The 18,694-nt window shown below is 66.7% G+C and carries 17 protein-coding genes; 7 read left to right on the plus strand and 10 right to left on the minus strand.

Going from position 1 to position 18,694, the window contains the following annotated elements; all coding sequences use genetic code 11:
• Positions 1-9 precede the first annotated feature (9 nt).
• Positions 10-1,899, minus strand: a complete 1,890-nt coding sequence (gene parE / locus ABNK63_RS06890) for a DNA topoisomerase IV subunit B (protein ID WP_350017024.1) — start codon at positions 1,897-1,899, stop codon at positions 10-12.
• 94 nt (positions 1,900-1,993) lie between these two features.
• Positions 1,994-3,745, minus strand: coding sequence for an N-6 DNA methylase (locus tag ABNK63_RS06895; RefSeq protein WP_350017025.1), 1,752 nt, complete (start codon positions 3,743-3,745; stop codon positions 1,994-1,996).
• A 169-nt stretch (positions 3,746-3,914) separates the two neighbouring features.
• Between ABNK63_RS06895 and ABNK63_RS06900 the strand changes: the two genes are divergently transcribed.
• The 3 genes from ABNK63_RS06900 to ABNK63_RS06910 are packed head-to-tail and all read left to right on the plus strand — an operon-like array spanning position 3,915 to position 6,323.
• Complete coding sequence (locus ABNK63_RS06900) at positions 3,915-5,135, plus strand: DUF6861 domain-containing protein (protein WP_007805092.1); 1,221 nt, start codon at positions 3,915-3,917, stop codon at positions 5,133-5,135.
• Positions 5,135-5,860, plus strand: coding sequence for a hypothetical protein (locus ABNK63_RS06905; RefSeq protein WP_007805095.1), 726 nt, complete (start codon positions 5,135-5,137; stop codon positions 5,858-5,860). The genes ABNK63_RS06900 and ABNK63_RS06905 overlap by 1 nt, the downstream gene beginning before the upstream one ends.
• A gap of 40 nt (positions 5,861-5,900) precedes the next feature.
• Positions 5,901-6,323, plus strand: coding sequence for a hypothetical protein (locus ABNK63_RS06910; RefSeq protein ID WP_007805096.1), 423 nt, complete (start codon positions 5,901-5,903; stop codon positions 6,321-6,323).
• Positions 6,324-6,346: 23 nt separating this feature from the next.
• Here the strand turns inward: ABNK63_RS06910 and ABNK63_RS06915 are convergent, their stop codons facing one another.
• Together ABNK63_RS06915 and msrA are read right to left on the minus strand one after the other, a co-directional pair.
• Complete coding sequence (locus tag ABNK63_RS06915; protein WP_193385044.1) at positions 6,347-8,191, minus strand: ABC transporter ATP-binding protein; 1,845 nt, start codon at positions 8,189-8,191, stop codon at positions 6,347-6,349.
• A 112-nt stretch (positions 8,192-8,303) separates the two neighbouring features.
• Positions 8,304-9,014: a peptide-methionine (S)-S-oxide reductase MsrA gene (gene msrA / locus ABNK63_RS06920; RefSeq protein WP_007805100.1), complete on the minus strand. Its 711-nt coding sequence runs from the start codon at positions 9,012-9,014 to the stop codon at positions 8,304-8,306.
• Positions 9,015-9,200: 186 nt separating this feature from the next.
• On the opposite strand from msrA, the gene ABNK63_RS06925 reads away from it, so the two are divergent.
• Positions 9,201-10,019 (plus strand): arylamine N-acetyltransferase, encoded by an 819-nt coding sequence (locus ABNK63_RS06925; protein WP_350017026.1) that lies wholly within the window; start codon positions 9,201-9,203, stop codon positions 10,017-10,019.
• A 1-nt stretch (position 10,020) separates the two neighbouring features.
• On the opposite strand, the gene ABNK63_RS06930 is transcribed toward ABNK63_RS06925, so the two are convergent.
• Genes ABNK63_RS06930 through ABNK63_RS06940 form a run of 3 tightly spaced genes read right to left on the minus strand, consistent with a single transcriptional unit; the run spans position 10,021 to position 11,193 of the window.
• Positions 10,021-10,284, minus strand: a complete 264-nt coding sequence (locus ABNK63_RS06930; protein ID WP_056718792.1) for an RNA-binding S4 domain-containing protein — start codon at positions 10,282-10,284, stop codon at positions 10,021-10,023.
• 28 nt (positions 10,285-10,312) lie between these two features.
• Positions 10,313-10,756 (minus strand): barstar family protein, encoded by a 444-nt coding sequence (locus tag ABNK63_RS06935; protein WP_350017027.1) that lies wholly within the window; start codon positions 10,754-10,756, stop codon positions 10,313-10,315.
• Positions 10,753-11,193 (minus strand): ribonuclease domain-containing protein, encoded by a 441-nt coding sequence (locus ABNK63_RS06940; protein WP_350017028.1) that lies wholly within the window; start codon positions 11,191-11,193, stop codon positions 10,753-10,755. The genes ABNK63_RS06935 and ABNK63_RS06940 overlap by 4 nt, the downstream gene beginning before the upstream one ends.
• Before the next feature lie 149 nt (positions 11,194-11,342).
• Between ABNK63_RS06940 and ABNK63_RS06945 the strand changes: the two genes are divergently transcribed.
• Positions 11,343-12,896, plus strand: coding sequence for an oligopeptide:H+ symporter (locus ABNK63_RS06945; protein WP_350017029.1), 1,554 nt, complete (start codon positions 11,343-11,345; stop codon positions 12,894-12,896).
• Here the strand turns inward: ABNK63_RS06945 and ABNK63_RS06950 are convergent.
• Positions 12,881-13,738, minus strand: a complete 858-nt coding sequence (locus ABNK63_RS06950; RefSeq protein ID WP_007805114.1) for a DUF72 domain-containing protein — start codon at positions 13,736-13,738, stop codon at positions 12,881-12,883. The two genes, ABNK63_RS06945 and ABNK63_RS06950, sit on opposite strands and share 16 nt — an antisense overlap.
• Complete coding sequence (locus tag ABNK63_RS06955; protein WP_350017030.1) at positions 13,735-14,517, minus strand: phosphatase PAP2 family protein; 783 nt, start codon at positions 14,515-14,517, stop codon at positions 13,735-13,737. The genes ABNK63_RS06950 and ABNK63_RS06955 overlap by 4 nt, the downstream gene beginning before the upstream one ends.
• 160 nt (positions 14,518-14,677) lie before the next feature.
• On the opposite strand from ABNK63_RS06955, the gene ABNK63_RS06960 reads away from it, so the two are divergent.
• Together ABNK63_RS06960 and ABNK63_RS06965 are read left to right on the plus strand one after the other, a co-directional pair.
• A complete protein-coding gene (locus ABNK63_RS06960; RefSeq protein ID WP_350017031.1) occupies positions 14,678-16,351 on the plus strand; it encodes a serine hydrolase in 1,674 nt (557 codons plus the stop codon).
• Between the two features lie 63 nt (positions 16,352-16,414).
• Positions 16,415-18,040 carry an alpha/beta hydrolase-fold protein gene (locus tag ABNK63_RS06965; protein ID WP_350017032.1) on the plus strand — a complete coding sequence of 542 codons (1,626 nt, stop codon included), beginning with the start codon at positions 16,415-16,417 and terminating at the stop codon, positions 18,038-18,040.
• Between the two features lie 67 nt (positions 18,041-18,107).
• Here the strand turns inward: ABNK63_RS06965 and ABNK63_RS06970 are convergent, their stop codons facing one another.
• Entirely contained in the window at positions 18,108-18,542 is a 435-nt protein-coding gene (locus ABNK63_RS06970) for a VOC family protein (protein WP_007805122.1), read from the minus strand.
• Between the last annotated feature and the right edge of the window lie 152 nt (positions 18,543-18,694).

The following is an 18,694-nucleotide window of genomic DNA, read 5'->3' on the forward strand; positions in this document are numbered from 1 at the left end:
ACGCTCGGTTCAGACCTCGAGTGTGGCCAGGTCGCCTTTTTCTTCCAGCCACGCCTTGCGGTCACCGGCACGCTTCTTGGCCAGCAGCATGTCCATCAGTTTCGACGTGCCGTCGTCGTCGCCGATGGTCAGCTGCACCAGCCGGCGCGTATCCGGGTGGATGGTCGATTCGCGCAACTGCGGCGGGTTCATCTCGCCCAGGCCCTTGAAGCGGGTGGTGCTGACCGCGCCCTTCATCTTCTCGCGCTCGATCCGCTGCAGCATCGCTTCCTTCTCGCCTTCGTCGAGGCAGTAGAACACCTGCTTGCCCACGTCGACGCGGAACAGCGGCGGCATCGCCACGAACACGTGGCCTTCGCTGACCAGCCTGGGGAAATGTCGCAGGAACAGCGCCGACAGCAAGGTGGCGATGTGCAGGCCGTCGGAGTCCGCATCGGCCAGGATCACCACCTTGCCGTAGCGCAGGCCGGACAGGTCGTCCTTGCCCGGATCGCAGCCGATCGCCACCGCCAGGTTGTGCACTTCCTCGGACGCCAGCACCGAGGTCGATTCGACTTCCCAGGTGTTGAGGATCTTGCCGCGCAGCGGCAGGATCGCCTGGAACTCCTTGTCGCGCGCCTGCTTGGCGCTGCCGCCGGCCGAGTCGCCCTCGACCAGGAACAGTTCGGTGCGGGTGAGGTCGGTGGCGGTGCAGTCGGCCAGCTTGCCGGGCAGCTGCGGGCCCTGGGTGATCTTCTTGCGCACGATCTGCTTGGCGGCTTTCAGTCGCGCACTGGCGCGCTCGATCGCCAGCTGGGCGATGCGCTCGCCGGTGCCCACGTTCTGGTTCAGCCACAGGCTGAAGGCGTCGTGGATGACGTTCTCGATCATGCCGGCGGCCTGGCGCGAGGACAGCCGCTCCTTGGTCTGGCCGGCGAACTGCGGGTCCTGCAGCCGTGCGGACAGCACGAACGCGATGCGCTCCCACACGTCTTCCGGCGCCAGCTTCACGCCGCGCGGCAGCAGGTTGCGGATGTCGCAGAACTCGCGGATCGCGGTGGTCAGACCGGTGCGCAGGCCGTTGACGTGGGTGCCGCCCTGGGCGGTGGGAATCAGGTTGACGTAGCTTTCCTGCACCAGCTCGCCCTCGGGCAGCCAGGCCAGGGCGACCTCCATGCCTTCGGCATCGCGCGCCATCTGGTGCACGAACAAGTCGTTGGGCAGGGCTTCGTTGCCTTCGAGCTCGCCGCGCAGGTAGTCGCGCAGGCCGTCCTCGTAATGCCACTCGATGACCTCGCCGCTGGCTTCGTCGGTGAGCTTCATGTTGAGGCCGGCGCACAGCACGGCCTTGGCCCGCAACAGGTGCTTGAGCTTGCCCAGCGACACCTTGGGCGAGTCGAAGTATTTCGCCTCGGGCCAGAAGTGCAGGGTGGTGCCGGTGCGCTTCTTGCCGACCGTGCCGATCACTTCCAGCGGGCTGACCTTGTCGCCGTGCTCGAACGCCATCGCGTACTCGGAACCGTCGCGGCGGATGGTGACTTCCACCCGATCGGACAGCGCGTTGACCACCGACACGCCCACGCCGTGCAGGCCGCCGGAAAAGCTGTAGTTCTTGCCGCTGAACTTACCGCCCGCGTGCAGCCGGGTCATGATCAGCTCGACGCCCGACACGCCCTCCTCGGGATGGATGTCCACCGGCATGCCGCGGCCGTCGTCGCTTACCGACACCGAGCCATCGGCGTGCAGCACCACCTCGATCGCACTGGCGTGGCCGGCCAGCGCCTCGTCCACCGAGTTGTCCACCACCTCCTGCACCAGATGGTTTGGCCGGGTCGTGTCGGTATACATGCCCGGTCGGCGTTTCACCGGGTCCAGGCCGGACAGGACTTCGATGTCGGCGGCGTTGTAGCGACTGCTCATGCGTGTGTTTCGATGGAGAAAAGACGGCAAAGCATGGGGTGCGCAGGTGGCGACGGTCAAGCCGCGCAGACTCGGCCCGGCGGCATGGAAGGCATCAGGACCGCCCCGCTGGCGGTGCCAGGCCGAACAATGTCCAGATCCGCGCATCGAGTTCGCGAGCCAGCCGTTCGGCGTCGTCGCCGGGCAGCCGCTCGTGAATCTGCCGCGCCAGCGCCGCCGCCTCGGCGGACTCACGGCGGGCCGGATCGGGCAGAGGAAACTGTTCCACGTACTGGGTGATGAAGCGTCGGCGGCCAGCGTAGAGCTTGTTGTTGAAGCGGTGGTCGTAGAACGCCTCGATGAAGCCCGAGTTGGCCACGGCCAGCGCAAGCCACAGCAGATCCTCCTCGTGTTCGCGTTGGCACTGCAGCCAGTAGCACTCGCCGTTGACCACGCCGCCTTTCGTATCCATCCAGAACACGGGCTTTTCCGAGATGTCCGGAAAGACCAGTTTCGGGGCGCTCCATGCGGCCGGGTCCTGGGGAACCCACAGTTCGTACCAGCGACGCCCGGCTGCAATGAGGTAGCTGCGTGCCTCTAGCGTGTCGCGATGACGTTCCAGATAGGCGCGCGCGTTCGGGCAAAGACCAAGGTCGGCAGCTTCGCGCCGGCCGTTCACGACCACATGGGGATACAGGATTTCCCGGCGCCGCGATGGTGCCGGCGACATGTCGGCCTTGAACCGGCGCGCGGCGTGGCGCGTGATCAGGGGGCGCAGCAGTTCCGGCCGCCCATCGGGCAGGCCATCCCAGTCATCGCGGATGAAGACCTTGTCGGCGGTGGATTTTACGCCCACGCGGATCTTGCCGATATGGCGGAACGTGGCCCAGGTGTGTGCGGCGACCGTGGCCAGCCAGTGCTCGCCAGCCACGCTGGCCAGGCGCCAGACACCCTCCGTCGTATCGCCATGATCGAGCACGCCATGCCGGACGCGGAAGCGGCGACCGTCGGCGAGGCCCGCCACCTCGTCATCGCCGGCCGCCAGCGCGGACAGCGCATCCGCGGCTTCGGTCGTGGCGGGCTCGCGCGTTTCGTAGAGCGAGGAAAAGCCGATCGCGGCATCGGCAGTACCGTCCGGATTTGCGCCGCGCGCCAACAGGACGGCCGGCAATACCGCGGCGCCGAACGGCTTGCTGTCGCCCATGTCCCATACCTGCGTCAAACGGAAGCGCGACAACAGCTCGCGCCGCACCACCTGGCCAGAGCGGGTGCTCATGAAGCGGTTGGAGGTTATGACGCCCGCCACGCCGTCCTCGCTGAGTACCCGCGAAATGCCCAGCAGAAACGGGTAATACATATCCACCCGGCCGGTCAGGCCGAACTGTCGCGCCAGTTGTTGCGCCTGTTGCGCGCCCATGATCTGCGTGCGCACGTAGGGCGGGTTGGCGATGACCAGGTCGAAACGCTTTGTCGTCGTGTTGTTGGACAGGCGGCTGACCACGTCGAGAAAGTCGGCTTGCTCAAGCAGGATGTCCACGTCGGGATGATCGCGACGAAGGCGCTCGTTAGCCTGCGCCAGCGCTGGCTGGTCGATGTCGTAGCCGCGCACCTGCAGGCGTTTGCGCAGCGTGGCCGGCAGTGCCGTGATCAAGGCATCGAGCAGGGCGCCATCGCCGGCTGCCGGATCAAGCACGCGGATGCTTCCGCGCCGGGGCAGGGTGGCGACGCGCAGCATCTGTTGCGCGACGAAGTCGGCGAGGGCGGCCGGCGTATAGGTGGCACCCGCGGATTTTCGAATCTCCACGCCGGCGTAGCGCGGGCGTCGCATGAGCCGTTCGTCGGTATCGTCCATGTTGCGCGTGTCCATCGGCGGGATACCCGTGTGTCGTGATGCGTCGTGGCGCGGAGCCTGCCTGCGACGCCCTGGTCCGCCGTGCGCAGCATCACACAAGGATGACGCATGTCACGCCGACGAGGCATGGATGCACGTTATCCTCTGGCCTCGATGAGATTTTGTCGACCGGGGATCAGGGACGATGACGGGACTGCAAGGTGCATGGATCGAGCTGGAACGCTGGGCTGCGCGCGGAGTTTCCGCGGTAAGGGGTGATGCCGCCCTGATCGCGGCGCGCAGCTTCTGCCTCAGGGAGGCATTGACACAATCGGCCCAGCAGGCTGCCGAACAGATCGAGCACGACTTCCATGACTTGGACGTCGCCGCGATCGCCCGGGAGATCGCCCGCTTGCTGGCCGAATGCCTGGTGATCATGGTCGCAACCACTGGCATCGGCGCGCTGCTTGGTGGCGTCGCGGGATTCTTCGGCGGTTTCGGGGCGGGCGCCGCACCGGGTGCGGTGGCGGGCGCAGCGCTGGGAGCGGAAGCCGGCGAATGGATACTCGCCGCGCTGGGTCTGAAGGCGTTGGCCGAATTCGTCGTCGAAGGCCTGCCAGCTATCGGACGTACCTATTGGAGCGGGATTCGCGAGGCGTGGCTTGCCGCCGCTCCGCCATCGTTGCCTCAGGGGCAACCGCACATCAATGCCTTCGCCATCCGGCACGCGGCCAGCCTGCTTGCCCGTGGTCACGTGGCCATGTTCGTCCTCTTGCTGATGGCGATTGTCGCCTACGTCAGCAAGGGTCGCGGCAGCATGCGGGAACTCGCCGAAAAGGCCAGCCATGGTCGTCTGGGGCGCAAGTTCGGCGAATGGTTGTTGCGAAATGAGTCGAAGCTCAGGGCAGACCCGCGGTTGCGGCCTGCCCGTCAGGAGTCGACGGCAGGAGGGCCTGGGAGAGAGCAATCGCCCGATGATTTCGCGCGCGTTCGGCGAAACGCTCCACCAAGGAATACAAGAGAGACGCCAAAGCCGGAAACAAGGACGGAGAAAAGCGTATGGGAGATGCCTCCCCGGGACCGCGGAATCGCGATTGAATCCCGATTGGCGAAATCCGAATACAGTCCTGCCAATGGCTGGTATCGCGTGGGCGCTGAGCGGGGAGGCTATTTTCCGCTGGTGGACTTTCAGCAAGGAGATACGCTGGTCAGCCTGAAAACGGTGGACACCACAGGCGCCTCATGGCTGGGACGGCTGGAAAGCCACATCGATGATCTTGCCACCAATGGTGCCACGGTTGACGGCCAACCGGCGAACATGGTGCTCGATCTGCGGGTTCAGCCCGGCGGTGCGCAAGCGGCATCGGGACTTATCGATTACGGTCAGCGCCAAGGCGTCACCGTCATAGTCAAGGAATTCCATTGATGAACAAAAATGCTGAGCAAATCGAGCTGATCTTTGCGATGGATTCGCTCGCTGCCGACGATGCAGCCAACCGACTCATCGGTGCCCTGCATCTGCGAGACAAGTCGGTCACGCTCTACGAAGAGCCGATGCCGGCCCAGGCTGCCATCGGCAGGATTGCGATGGATGGAAAGCCGTCCTTCAAGATCGGGGCGGGCGCTCTATCGATTCACTTTTCGACCATGCGTGCGTTTCAACTGCAGTCAGTGACGGTCAGCATGGGTGAACCTTGCCCGCTTGCCGCCTGGCAAGAAGTCGTGGGCGCCTTGCTTGGTTGCGAAGGGTTTGTTCAGGCGTGTCTCGTAAACAGTGACTATTCGTTCTGGCAGAACGCGGCAGATCCGCTGCAGTATCAGGCCGCAGGCAGGAGCATGGCGGGCTTGCCGATGATTTCGAACGGATTGCCGGCGCCGCTGCAAAAGCTGGTCGTCGATACGTCCGGCAACCCTGGACGAAGAAGCCTCAAACCCGGTTACGTCGAAATGGTCGGTCATGTCATGTGGTTTGGTCCCCGTTTCTGGGCACTCAGGGGTACGTTTCGACGGGACAACTTGCTCGCATGCTCCGATTTTCGAACCAGCGAGATGCGTCATGGCGTACTGCGTATGGTTGCCGCGGAAATGCCTTTCAATGACGAAAGCAGCGGGCCAACCCAGGATCGTTTGCGAAAATTGTTGTTCGAGTGATGCCGGATGCCGACCTGGCGTTGCGGGAGGCGAGCATTCGATGGAATGCGTGATCGCTTCGCACAAGGGTGTGGATCGTCTTCTTTTCGGAATGTCCGCCTCGCAAGTCAGGGCGCTGCTGCATGCCAGGTTCAACGCATTCAAGCGCAGCCCGGATGCCGCGCATCCCACTGACCACTTCGTCGAAGCGGGGTTGTTCGCCAATTACGACAGGGCCGGACAACTCGAGGCGATCGAGCTTGCCTCGCCGGCAGCGGCTGGACTCTACGGCATCAACTTGTTGGGCATGGGTTTCGACGAGGCCGTGAAATACCTGAAGTCCAGGGACCCTCAGCTGCAGCGTGAGGTCGACGGCGCGATCTCCCTGGCGCTGGGGCTAAGCCTTTACGTTCCGTATGCGAAAGACGACCCGAAAGCCCCGGCGGAAAGCGTGCTCGTGTTTGCGCCCGGCTATTACGACTGAGTCGTCCCGCGGTCCTCACGACCTCATCGATACCCCTGCGCCTGCAGCGAGAACAGATGCGCGTAATGGCCGTCCTCGGCCATCAGCTGCACGTGGTTGCCGCGCTCGATGATGCGGCCGTCCTGGATCACGATGATCTGGTCGGCCATGCGCACGGTGGAGAAGCGGTGCGAGATCAGGATCGCGATGCGGCCGCCGGACAGTTCGCGGAAGTGTTCGAAGATGGTGGCTTCCGCTTGCGCGTCCATCGCGGCGGTGGGTTCGTCCAGCACCAGGATGTCGGCGCGCGAGCGCATGAAGGCGCGGGCCAGGGCGATCTTCTGCCACTGGCCGCCGGAGAGTTCCCGCCCGTCGTTGAACCACTTGCCGAGCTGCGTATCGAAACCGGCCGGCAGGCTGTCGATGAAATCGCTGGCCATGCCCTTGTCGCTGGCCTCGCGCCAGCGCACCTCGTCGTCGAAGTGGGTGACGTCGCCGGCGCCCACGTTCTCGCCCACGCGCATCTGGTAGCGCGCGAAGTCCTGGAAGATCACCCCGATGCGCTGCAGCAGCACGCCCTCGTCCCACTCGCGCAGGTCGGTGCCGTCGAGCAGGATGCGGCCGCGGTCGGGCGTGTACAGGCGCGTGAGCAGCTTGATCAGGGTGGTCTTGCCCGAGCCGTTCTGGCCGACCAGAGCCAGCGATTCGCCGGGGCGGATGTGCAGGTCGATGTCGCGCAGCGCCGACTCGCTGGCGCCGGGGTAGGTGAAGCTGACCTGCTCGAAGCGGATGCCGTCCTCGGGCTTCGCCCCGTGCTGCGCCATGCCGGTCGCCGGCGGCACCGGGGTTTCCAGGTACTCGTACAGCGTGGAGAGGTAGAGGTTGTCCTCGTACATGCCGCCGATCGCCGACAGCATCGCCGATACAGCCGACTGGCCCTGGCGGAACAGCGCCAGGTACATCGTCATCTGGCCCAGGGTGATGCGTGCCATCACGGTGCTGGCGGCGATCCACGCATAGGCGCCGTACAGCGCCAGCGTGCCCAGCAGGCCCAGCACGAAACCCCAGCTGTCGCGGCGCACGGCGAGGTCGCGATCGGCGCGGTACAGGGTGTGGAAGATGTCGCGATAGCGTTGCAGCAGCAGCGGGCCCAGGCCGAACAGCTTCACTTCCTTGGCGTGGTCCTCGCGCGCCAGCACGGTTTCCAGATACAGCTGCATGCGCGTTTCGGGCGAGCGCCAGCGGAACAGCCGGAACGCGTCGCCGGAGAACTTGGTCTCGGCGAAAAACGAGGGCAGGCCGGCCAGCAGCAGCACCGCCACCGCCCACGGCGAGAACTGGAACAGCAGGCTGCCGTAGCTGAGCAGCGAGATCGCGTTCTGGCCCAGCCCGAACGTGCGCGTCACCAGCGACAGCGGTCGGCTCGATGCCTCGCGCCGGGCGCGGGTGAGCTTGTCGTAGAACTCCGAGTCCTCGAAGTGCGCCAACTCCAGGGTCAGCGCCTTCTCCAGGATCATCACGTTGACGCGCTGGCCCAGCTGCGCCCGCAGCAGCGACTGGCACAGCGACAAACCGCGCTGCGCGCCGGCCAGCGCCGCCACCAGCAGGCCTTCCAGCGCCACCCATTCGAAGACCGGGCGCAGCGGCGCGTGGCCGTCTGCGGTCCAGAGGCGACTGGCGGTCACCACCGCATCGACGATGTGCGCACCGACCCAGGCGATGCCGGCCGGCAGCAGGCCGGCGATCAGGGTGAGCGCGGCCAGCGCGACGGTCAGCGCGTGGCTGGTGCTCCACACCAGCTCCAGCGCGCGACCGCTGTAGCGGAACACGCCCAGGAAGCTGCGGGCGAGTTCCTTCGGTGGAGCAGGAGGGGCGGCATGAGGCGGCACGTGGGGAGGATATCGGAAGCGCGCGATGACGCGCGAAGCTTCCGAGATGGGGGCCGTGCCGCCTCATGCAACCCGAGGCGGGAAGACATCGGCAATGCAGCGCCAGATCGCTTCAGTGCAGCTGGACTTCCACCAGATGTTGCGGAGCCTGGTAGAGCTCGGGAAACAGCTGCCGCAGGTGGGCGACCTTGGGCGCATCGTTGAACACGATGTACGGGTTGTTCGGATGCAGGTCGTAATAGTGCTGGTGGTAAGCCTCGGCCGGATAGAAGGCCTTGAGCGGCACCACCCGGGTGACGATCGGTGCGCCGAACGCGTTGATGGAGGTCAGCTGGGCGATGTAGCCGGTGGCGATCTTCCGCTGCTCGTCGTTGGCGTAGAACACCACCGAGCGATACTGCGTGCCGCTGTCGGGGCCTTGCCGATTGAGCTCGGTGGGGTTGAGCGCGACGGAGAAGAACACCTGCAGCAACTGGCCGTAGCTGACCCGGGATGGATCGAATTCCACCTTCACCGACTCGGCGTGGCCGGTGTCGCCGTTGCCGACCTCTTCGTAGTGCGCGGTATTGGCGTCGCCACCGGAATAGCCGGCGGTGACCCGCTGCACGCCCTTGATGCGTTCGAACACCGCCTCGATGCCCCAGAAGCAGCCGCCGGCGAACACGGCGACTTCGTTGTGCGCGGTCGAATGGGCGGCATCGACGGCGGGAGCGGGCAGGCGTGCCAGCTCGCCGGCAACCGCCGTGGGCTGGCAGGCGGCGAGGCCGGTAAGCAGGATGGCGCCGAGAAGCGGGAACAGGCGAAACGCACGATGGCGGAACATGGGCAACCTCGCGGAGGAAAGGCATGCACAGGCACGGCATGCATGGAGGGGTACGCACAACGGACGGCAACGGATGCCTGCCGTTTCTGCGCGCTCACCTGATGATTCGCCAACCGCTCACCCGCGGTTACATGCAGGCAGGCGACGCGCTGGCTACCATGGGCGTCGACCTGACCGGAGAGCGGCGTGCCTGAAGCCATCGACCTGAACGCCTATCTGCACCGCGTGGGCTGGACCGGCCCGATTGCCGTCGACCTGGCCACGCTGGGCGGGCTGGCCATCGCGCACGTGGCCTCGATCCCGTTCGCCAACCTCGACCCGCTGATGGGCCTGCCGGTGGAGCTGGGCCTGACGGCACTGCAGCGCAAGCTGGTGGACGAAGGCCGCGGTGGCTACTGCTTCGAGCAGAACCTGCTGTTCGAGGCCGTGCTGCGCAGGATCGGCTTCGAGGTCAGCGGCCTGATCGCCCGCGTGCTGTGGGGGCATCCGGAAGACCTGGAAACCCCGCAGACCCACATGCTGCTGCACGTCGTGCTGGCTGCCGAAAGCTGGCTGGTCGACGTGGGCTTCGGTGGCCACGTGCTGACCGGCGCGCTGCGCCTGCTTCCTGATGTCGAGCAGGCCACCGGCCACGAGCCGTTCCGCCTGCTGCAGCACGACGCCGAGTGGCGCATGCAGTCGCTGTCCCGTGGCGAGTGGCGAACGTTGTACCGCTTCGACCTGCACCCGGTGCCGATGGTCGATTACGTGGTGGCCAACCACTACGTGTCGACGCATGCCGCTTCGCGCTTCGTGGGCAACCTGCTGCTCGGGCGCACCACGGCGGAGCGGCGGCTGGGCCTGCTCAATTACGACTACACCGAGCGTCGCATCGGCCAGGAACCGGTGCGCCGCCGCCTGCATGACCTGGCCGAGTTGCGCGCGGTGATGGAAGGTGAATTCCTGCTGCGGCTTCCCGTCGATGCGGACTTCGATCGCCGGCTGGACGAACTGCCGCGCGGCTGATTCAACCGGGGCGGCGGGCCTGCGGGCGGCCGTCGTCGTAGCCTTCCGGGTCGGCCAGCACGTGGATCTCCACGTCGTCGATGGTGGCCACCTGGCCTGCGTGGATCTTGCAGGTCTTGCGCAGCTCGACCTTGCCGTCCACCGATACCGCGCCGGTGGCCACGATCGCCTTGCCGGCGCCGCCGCTGTCGCACAGGCCGACCAGCTTCAACAGCATGTTGAGCTCGACGTAGTCGCCTTCCAGTTCGAATTCGATGGTTTGCATGGGTTTGCCGTGGATGGATGGTCCGCGCTCAGGCGGGAGGGTGGGGGGGCTCGAACGCGCTGTCGGGCAGCGCCAGGAACGCGAACCAGGGACGATCGTGTTCTTCGCCGAAGGTGGCGGCATCGTCGAGCATGCCCAGCAGGATGTCGTAGTCGGCGCCGGCCGCTTCGCGCAATTCGTCGACGTGCTCGAACAGCAGCACGTAGCCCCACGACGGCATCCAGCCCAGGTCGCGCAGGCAGTCGGCCAGTGCGTCCCAGTTGTAGCCGAAGCTGGCGGGCAGCTGCAGCGACACGACCAGGCGGCGCAGCAGTTCGTCCTTGTCGCGACAGCCGGCCAGGTCGGTGCGGCACACGCACAGGTCGTCGCGGGTGGCGGCGCGATCGAGCCGGTCGATGTCGTCGGCGCCGACGAAGTACACCCCGCTCTGGCTGGGCCGGGTCAGGTCCAGGTCGAAACGCTGCGCACTCATCGCGCCACCTCGAAGCGGCGGAAGCTGCGGTAGTGGTCGTCGGTGTAGTACCACTCCGCCGGCGGCGTGCCGCCGGTGACGATGCGGCGCGCACCGCGGGTGCGTGCGCCCGGTGTCTCCACCGTGTATTCGTGGTAGTAGCCGCGCGGCTGTTTCGGCAGCAGGCCTTCGTAGTTGCCGAACACGGCGCCGTCCTGGCTGTGCTCGAACGGGCCGCCCCGGTTGATCCGCTGCACCATCTCGCGCGCCTGCGCCGGCAGCGAGGCGTCGCCCGAGGTGTCGCCCGCCTCGGCGCCTTGCGGCGCGCGCGTGGCAGCCTCGCCGCCCGCATGGGTCGGGGTGGGTGCCGTCGTGCGCGGCGTGACGGCGTGGCGGTTCCACATCGTCACCGCAAAAATGACGATCGCCAGCAGGAGCAGTGGTTTGAGTCGGCGCATGGGCTCGCGGAGCAGCAGAAGGCGCGGCGAGCTTAGCAGGCGCCGGAGCGTCGGCGGACTAGCCGGCTTCCTTCATCGCAGGAAATTACGCACACTCGGGCTTCCCTGGACGCAGCCTTTGCGCCGTCCGCCCGAATCCTGGAGTCTGGATGAGCACTACCCCCGACCACGCCACGGGCCGTTTGCCGCGGCAGATTGGCTACATCATCGGCAACGAAGGCTGCGAGCGCTTCTCGTTCTACGGGATGCGCAACATCCTCACGCCGTTCCTGATCACCACCTTGCTGCTGTACATGCCCGAGGGGCAGCGCATCCTGGCGGCGAAGGACATCTTCCACACCTTCGTGATCGGCGTGTACTTCTTCCCGTTGCTGGGCGGCTGGCTCAGCGACCGCTTCTTCGGCAAGTACAACACCGTGCTGTGGATGAGCCTGATCTACTGCGCCGGCCACGCCTGCCTGGCGATCTTCGAGCACAACCGGCTGGGCTTCTTCACCGGACTGGCGCTGATCGCGCTGGGCGCGGGCGGCATCAAGCCGCTGGTGGCGTCGTTCGTGGGCGACCAGTTCGACCAGTCGAACAAGCACCTGGCGAAGATGGTGTTCGACGCGTTCTACTGGATCATCAACTTCGGCTCGTTCTTCGCCTCGCTGCTGATGCCGCTGTTCCTGCGCCACTACGGCGCGGCGGTGGCGTTCGGCATTCCCGGTGGCCTGATGTTCATCGCCACCGTGGTGTTCTGGCTGGGCCGCCGGCAATACGTGATGGTGCCGCCGGGGCCGCCCGACCGGGATGCGTTCTCGCGGGTGGTCCGCACCGCCTTGCTGACGCAGCGGCCCGGCCAGGCGCGGCCCGGTTTGTGGGTCGCGGCGGCGGCCGTGGCGCTGGCGCTGGCTTCGTTCGTGCTGGTGCCGTCGCTGGGCTTCGTGATCTGCGCCTGCATCGCGCTGGTGCTGCTGATCGGCGGCGTGGGCGGCGGCGCGTGGCTGCAGATGGATCGCGCACGCGGCCTGCATCCGGATCACGCCGTCGATGGCGCGCGCAACGTGCTGCGGGTGCTGGTGATCTTCGCGCTGACCACGCCGTTCTTCTCGCTGTTCGACCAGAAAGCCTCGACCTGGGTGGTGCAGGGTGGCGAGATGACCATGCCTTCATGGTTCGTACCCGCGCAGATGCAGGCGCTGAATCCGCTGCTGGTGATGCTGCTGATCCCGTTCAACAACTTCGTGCTGTATCCGATGTTGCGCCGGCTCGGCTACGAGCCCACCGCGCTGCGCCGGATGACCACGGGCATCGCCTTCAGCGGGCTGGCGTGGATCGCGGTGGGCGGGTTGCAGATGGTGATCGATGGCGGCGATCCGCTGTCCATCGTGTGGCAGGTGCTGCCGTATGCGCTGCTGACCTTCGGCGAGGTACTGGTGTCGGCGACCGGGCTGGAGTTTGCCTACAGCCAGGCGCCGGCCTCGATGAAGGGTGTGGTGATGAGCTTCTGGAACCTCACCACCACGGTCGGCAACCTGTGGGTGCTGCTGGCCAACGCGGCGGTGCGCAACGACACGGTAACCGGGTCGATCGCCAGCAGCGGGCTCAGCATCACCGCCTTCCAGATGTTCTTCTTCGCCGCGTTCGCGCTGCTCGCCGCGCTGGCGTTCGGCCTGTATGCGCGGCGTTATCGCGAGGTGGATTACTACCGGCCGGCCTGACCTGCGGATTGCGCCGTGGCATCGACGCGCTTTTGCAGCGCCATCGCGGCGGCCGGGTTGCGGTGCTTGGCGGCGCTGATGAAGAACACGAACACGTCGCGCGGCGAGGCCTTTTTCTGCAGCGCCCCGACGTGCGGCAGTTCGGCGATGTCGTGGCCGACGGCCCAGTCGCGCGCATGCCCGGCCCAGCGATCCAGCTCGGCAGGCGCGTAGCCGGCAGGGTGGTCGTCTTCGCTGCGCATCAGCCGGGCGTAGCTGAAATCACCGGTGAGGTCGGCCAGCGACGGGTACTTCGGCGAATCGGTGAACACGGTGGGGATGCGGTGGCTGCGCGCCAGTTCCACGTACGCGGCGTCGAGGAAGCTGGGGTGGCGCACTTCCAGCACGTGGCGCAGCGGCCGGCCGTCGAGTTCGCGGGGCAGGGTGTCGAGGAAGGCGGCCAGGTCGTCGGCGTCGAACGGCCGCGACGGCGACAACTGCCACAGGATCGGCCCCAGCCGGTCGCCCATCTCGGCTAGGCCGCCGTGGATGAAGCCGTTGGCGCCCCTGGTCGCGTCGGCCAGGCGCCGGCTTTCCACCACGTAGCGCGGCGCCTTCAGCGAGAACACGAAACCTTCCGGCGTTTCCTTCGCCCACTTCCCGTAGGTGGCGGGCTTCTGCGCGCCGTAGAAGGTGCCGTTGATCTCGATCGCGCGCAGCTGGCGGCTGGCGTATTCCAGCTCGCGCCGCTGCACCAGCTTCGGCGGATAGAAGTTGTCGCGCCACGGCGCGTAGGTCCAGCCGCCGATGCCCACGCGGACGGTCGGGCCGTGATGAGTCCTGGTGGCAAACAGGTCGTTCATGGTGATGTCTCCGGCGGCGGTTGGCGCAGGGTTTCGGCGACCACGATGCACACCACCAGCCACGCCGCGCCCGCGGCATAACCGGCCATCACGTCGCTGAAGTAATGCACCTGCAACAGGATGCGGCTGATCCCGATCATCCCGATCAGCAGCACGGCGGCGGCGATGATGGCGCGGTGGAAACGCGGCGTCAGCCGCAACAGCACATAGGCCAGCATGCCGTAGAACACCATCGCGCCGAACGCGTGGCCGCTGGGGAAGCTCCAGCCCGGCTCGATGATGAAGCCGTGGTCATGCAGCGGCCGCACCCGCTGGAACAGCGCCTTGAGCCCGCCGTTGATCGGCAGGATGCCGAACAGCGCGATGATCCACGCGCCAGCCAGTCGCCGATGTCTGCGCCACAGCAAGAACACGGCGATCACGGCGGACAGCGGCGCCACCCACAGCAGGTCGCCCAGGTGGGTGAGCATGGCGATCGCGCGCAGTACCGGCGTCGGCAACTGCGCGCGCAGTTGTTCGGCCAGCCCGGTGTCGAAACCCGGCAGCCTGCCGCCTTGCTGCGCGTTGACCGCGAAGGCAATGGCGGTGAAGGCCAGGGCCAGCACCAGCGCCAGCAGCAGGCCGACGTGCCGGCGCAGCACCACCGCCGGCTCGCCCCGATGGCGTGCGCGGTGCTGCCAGCGCGCGTTGTGCTGCCAGGCCAGGTCGCCGGCCAGCAGGGCCAGCAGCAACAGCAGCGCCCACAGCAGCAGCGCGTGCGCCGCGATCCATTCCGGCATGGCGTCCATCGTATGTGCGTTTCCGTGTCCGCTTTCGAGCGCCCATGATCGACGCTCGCCGGCGTGGCGTCGAGCCGGGCGGACCCGACATGACTTCCAGTGCTGGCCTTGCGCCGGATTTGCCGCGATAGTTGGACGATCACCACCGGCGGAGTCTTCGATGTCCCAGCGACCCCTTTCCCTGCGTCTGGCGCTTTGCTGCGCGCTGCTTGTTTCCGCCACCGCGGCCTCGGCGCAGTCGCCCGCCGCGCAGTCGCCGCCGCCGGTGTCCACCGGCGACCGCGTGCGGCCGATGCTGCCAGCCCAGCTGCAGGATTTCGGCGCCTACGTCGACAGCGCGCGCAAGACCTTCGACGTGCCCGGCATCGCGGTGGCCATCGTCAAGGACGGCAAGGTGGTGATGGAGCAGGGCTTCGGCCTGCGCCAGATCGGCAAGCCGGACCAGGTCGATGCCCGCACGCTGTTCGCGATCGCCTCCAATACCAAGGCGTTCACCGCGGCAGCGCTGCAGCAGCTGGCCGACGCGGGCAAGCTGAAGATGGACGACCGGGTGATCGATCACCTGCCGTGGTTCCGCATGTCCGATGCCTACGTGACGCACGAGATACGCATCCGCGACCTGCTGGCGCATCGCAGCGGGTTGAGCCTGGGTGCCGGCGACCTGCTGTACTGGCCGCCGACTTCGTACAGCACGAAGGAGGTGGTGCAGCGGTTGGCGAACGTGCCGATCAAGAACGGCTTCCGCAGCGGCTACGCCTACGACAACATCCTGTTCGCGGTGGCGACCCTGGTGATCGAGCAGGCCTCCGGCCAGAGCTACGCCGACTACGTGCGCGAGCACCTGTTCCAGCCGGTGGGCATGGACGAGTCGCTGGTCGACATGACCTACCTGAAGCCGGGCATGGACGTGGCGATGGGCCACGCCAAGGCCGACTTCAAGGATCTGCAGCCGGTGCCGCCGATGGCGTGGCTGAACGATCCGGGCGCCGGCGGCATCTATTCCAGCGTGCACGACCTGGCCAAGTGGATGAATGTGCAGCTGGCCGGCGGCGTGTTGCCGGGCACGGGCAACGACGGCGAGCCGCAACGCCTGTTCTCCGACAAGGCGCACCAGGAGATGTGGAGCATGCTCACGCCGATCCGGGTCGGCAAGCCCTCGGTGCCCGCACTGGCGGCGCTGACGCCAAACTTCTCCGGCTACGGTGAAAGCTGGTTCCTGTCCGACTACCGGGGCCAGAAACTGGTGTGGCACACCGGCGGCTGGCCGGGCATGGTGTCGCGGGTGACCCTGGTGCCGGGGCAGAACCTTGGCGTGGTGGTCCTGACCAATGCCGAGTCCGGCGCCGCGTTCAACGCGGTGACCTATCGCGTGCTGGATGCATATCTGAATCCGGACCAGAAGACCGACTGGGTGGCCGTGTACGACAGCGCGGTGAAGAAGTCCGAGGCGAAGGCCGACGACAGTCTGGCGAAGCACGAGGCGTCGCGCGACAAGCACAGCAAGCCGTCACTGGCGCTGGCCAGGTACGCGGGCACCTATCGCGACCCGTGGTATGGCGACGTCGTCGTCAGCCACGAGAACGGCAAGCTGCGACTGCGCTTCTCCAAGACCGCCCAACTGGTCGGCACGATGACGCCGTGGCAGCACGACACCTTCACCGTGCGCTGGGACGACCGCACGCTGAACGCCGACGCCTTCGTCAATTTCGACCTCGATGTGGACGGCCATATCACCGAAATGCGCATGCAGCCGATCTCGCCGCTGACCGATTTCAGCTTCGACTTCCAGGACCTGCGCATGGTGCCGGTCGACGGGAAGTCGGACGCCGACTGATGATGATCTGCGGCCGGGGCAATCGCGCCCCGGCTGATGCTTGGCAACCCGGGGGACATCGAGATGCGTGATTTGCGTGGCGTTGCGGCGATCGTGTTGGGCTGCGGGCTGTTCGCCAGCGTGGCGGTGGCGCGTACCGAGGCGCCGGTGGCGCATAGCCAGTTCCATGTCCAGCTGGGCGGCACACTGACCCGGCCCACCTCGGGGCGCCTGCTGTTGTTCGCCGTGGATGCGAAGGCGGCTGTGGCGGCGGCCAGGGACGGCAAGGTCGAGCAGATCGATGCCAGCCCGTTCGGCGCCACCCACGCCTCGGTGGCCGCGCGCGAGGTTGACCGGCTGGTGCCGGGGCAGGGCGTGGACATCGACGCGGACGCCCTGGCCTTCCCCGCCGGCTGGTCGCAGCTGCCGCCGGGCGATTACCTGGTCCAGGCCGTGCTGGACGTGAACCACGACTACAACTACGGCGGACGTGGCGCGGGCGACCTGGTCAGCGACGTGGTGCGCATGCATCTTCCGGCCAGCACCACGCCGACCCTGCAACTGGCCCGCGTGTTGCCGGCGGATGCGGCGTGGACGCTGTCGCCGTCCACGCCCGAAGAAGTACGCAAGGCGCTGCCCGACGCGCGCAGCCACTCCCGCCCGATCGATTTCGTCAGTCCTTCGTTGAGCGCGTTCTGGGGGCGGCCGATCCACATGCGCGGCTGGGTCGTGCTGCCGCCCGGTTACGACACGAACACGGCGTCGCGTTATCCGGTGGTCTACAGCACGCATGGCTTCGGCGGCAATGCCGACCGTTTCACCGGCAGCATCGCCCGCGTGTGGCAGGGCATGAGCAGCGGACAGATGCCGCCGATGATCTGGGTGTTCCTGGACGAGTCCAGCGCCACCGGCACTCACGAGTTTGCCGACTCGGTCAACAACGGTCCGTGGGGGCAGGCGCTGACCACCGAGCTGATTCCGCAGCTGGAATCCCGCTACCGGATGGACGGCAAGGCGAACGGCCGTTTCCTCAACGGCCACTCCTCCGGCGGCTGGGCCACCTTGTGGCTGCAGACCCGCTACCCGAAGGTCTTCGGCGGCACCTGGTCGACCTCGCCGGATTCCAGCGACTTCCATGACTTCACCGGCGTGGATCTGTACGCGCCCCATGCCAACGTCTATCGCCGCGCCGACGGCACGGCGTATCCGTTGGTGCGCGACAAGGGCAAGGTGCTGGCCAGCTTCGAGGACTTCGCCAGGCTCGAACGCGTGCTGGGCGAATACGGCGGCCAGATGGCCTCGTTCGACTGGGTGTTCTCCCCGCGCGGAGCGGATGGCCGGCCGATGCCGATGTTCGATCGCGACACCGGCGCGGTCGATCCGGCGGTGGTCGCCTACTGGCGCGACCATTACGACATCGCCCACCTTGTCCAGCTCAACTGGCCGCAGCTGAAGGCCGATCTCGACGGCAAGATCCACCTCTATGTGGGCACCGCCGACACGTTCTACCTCGACGGCGCCGCGCACCGCCTGAAGGCGGTGCTGGACGGTTTGCACGCCAGCTCGGATTTCCATTTCCTGCCTGAGCGCACCCACTTCGACCTGTACGTCGTGGGCAAGGACCGCATGGGACTGCTCAAGCAGATCAGCTGGGAAATGTATGCGATCGCACGACCGGATTCGAAACTGAAACCCGTCGCCGCACCCTGACCGGTGCCGTTGCAGCATTGAGCGAAGGCCGGCCAAGCGCCGGCCTGCGGCTACCAGGCGCCGGGCGTCAACCCGGTGCGGGCTGCCACGGATCGTAGCTGCCGAAATACCACAGATGACCTTCCGGATCGTGGCAGCTGTAGCCGGCGCCGCCGTAGTCCATTTCGGAATAGTCGTCGACGATTACCGCGCCGGCGGCCCTGGCCTGCAGATAGTGCGCCTTGCAGTCGGTCACGATCACGCAGGCGCACTGGGTCTCGCGCCCGCCGATCTCGTCCGGTTGGGCGATGTGCCGGCCGAACGCGTTGTCGCGTACCTCGCCGAGCATGACCATGCCATTGCCGTGAGTGAGCTGGGCGTGCTCCACGCCGCCCTGGTCGTTTTCGTACACGGCGTTTTTCGTGAAGCCGAACGCCTTGCACAGCCAGTCGATGGCCGCGTGCGCGTCGCGATAGCGCAGGCACGGAATGATGGTGCTGCCCGAAACAGGGGTCGAGATCATGCTGCTGACTCCGTTGCGAAGAGTGCGCTCAGGCTAGCGCGATCGAACGGTCCGCGCTTCCGTCGGCTGTCGTTCCCCGTTCCGTTCGGACCGGGCGTAGCGCCGCAGGCGCGCACGCGGGGAGCGGCCAGGGACGGCCGCGGCGTTGAGGA

Origin of the sequence: Rhodanobacter sp. IGA1.0 (assembly GCF_040208325.1) — a bacterium.
GTDB classification, from domain to species: Bacteria; Pseudomonadota; Gammaproteobacteria; order Xanthomonadales; family Rhodanobacteraceae; genus Rhodanobacter; species Rhodanobacter spathiphylli.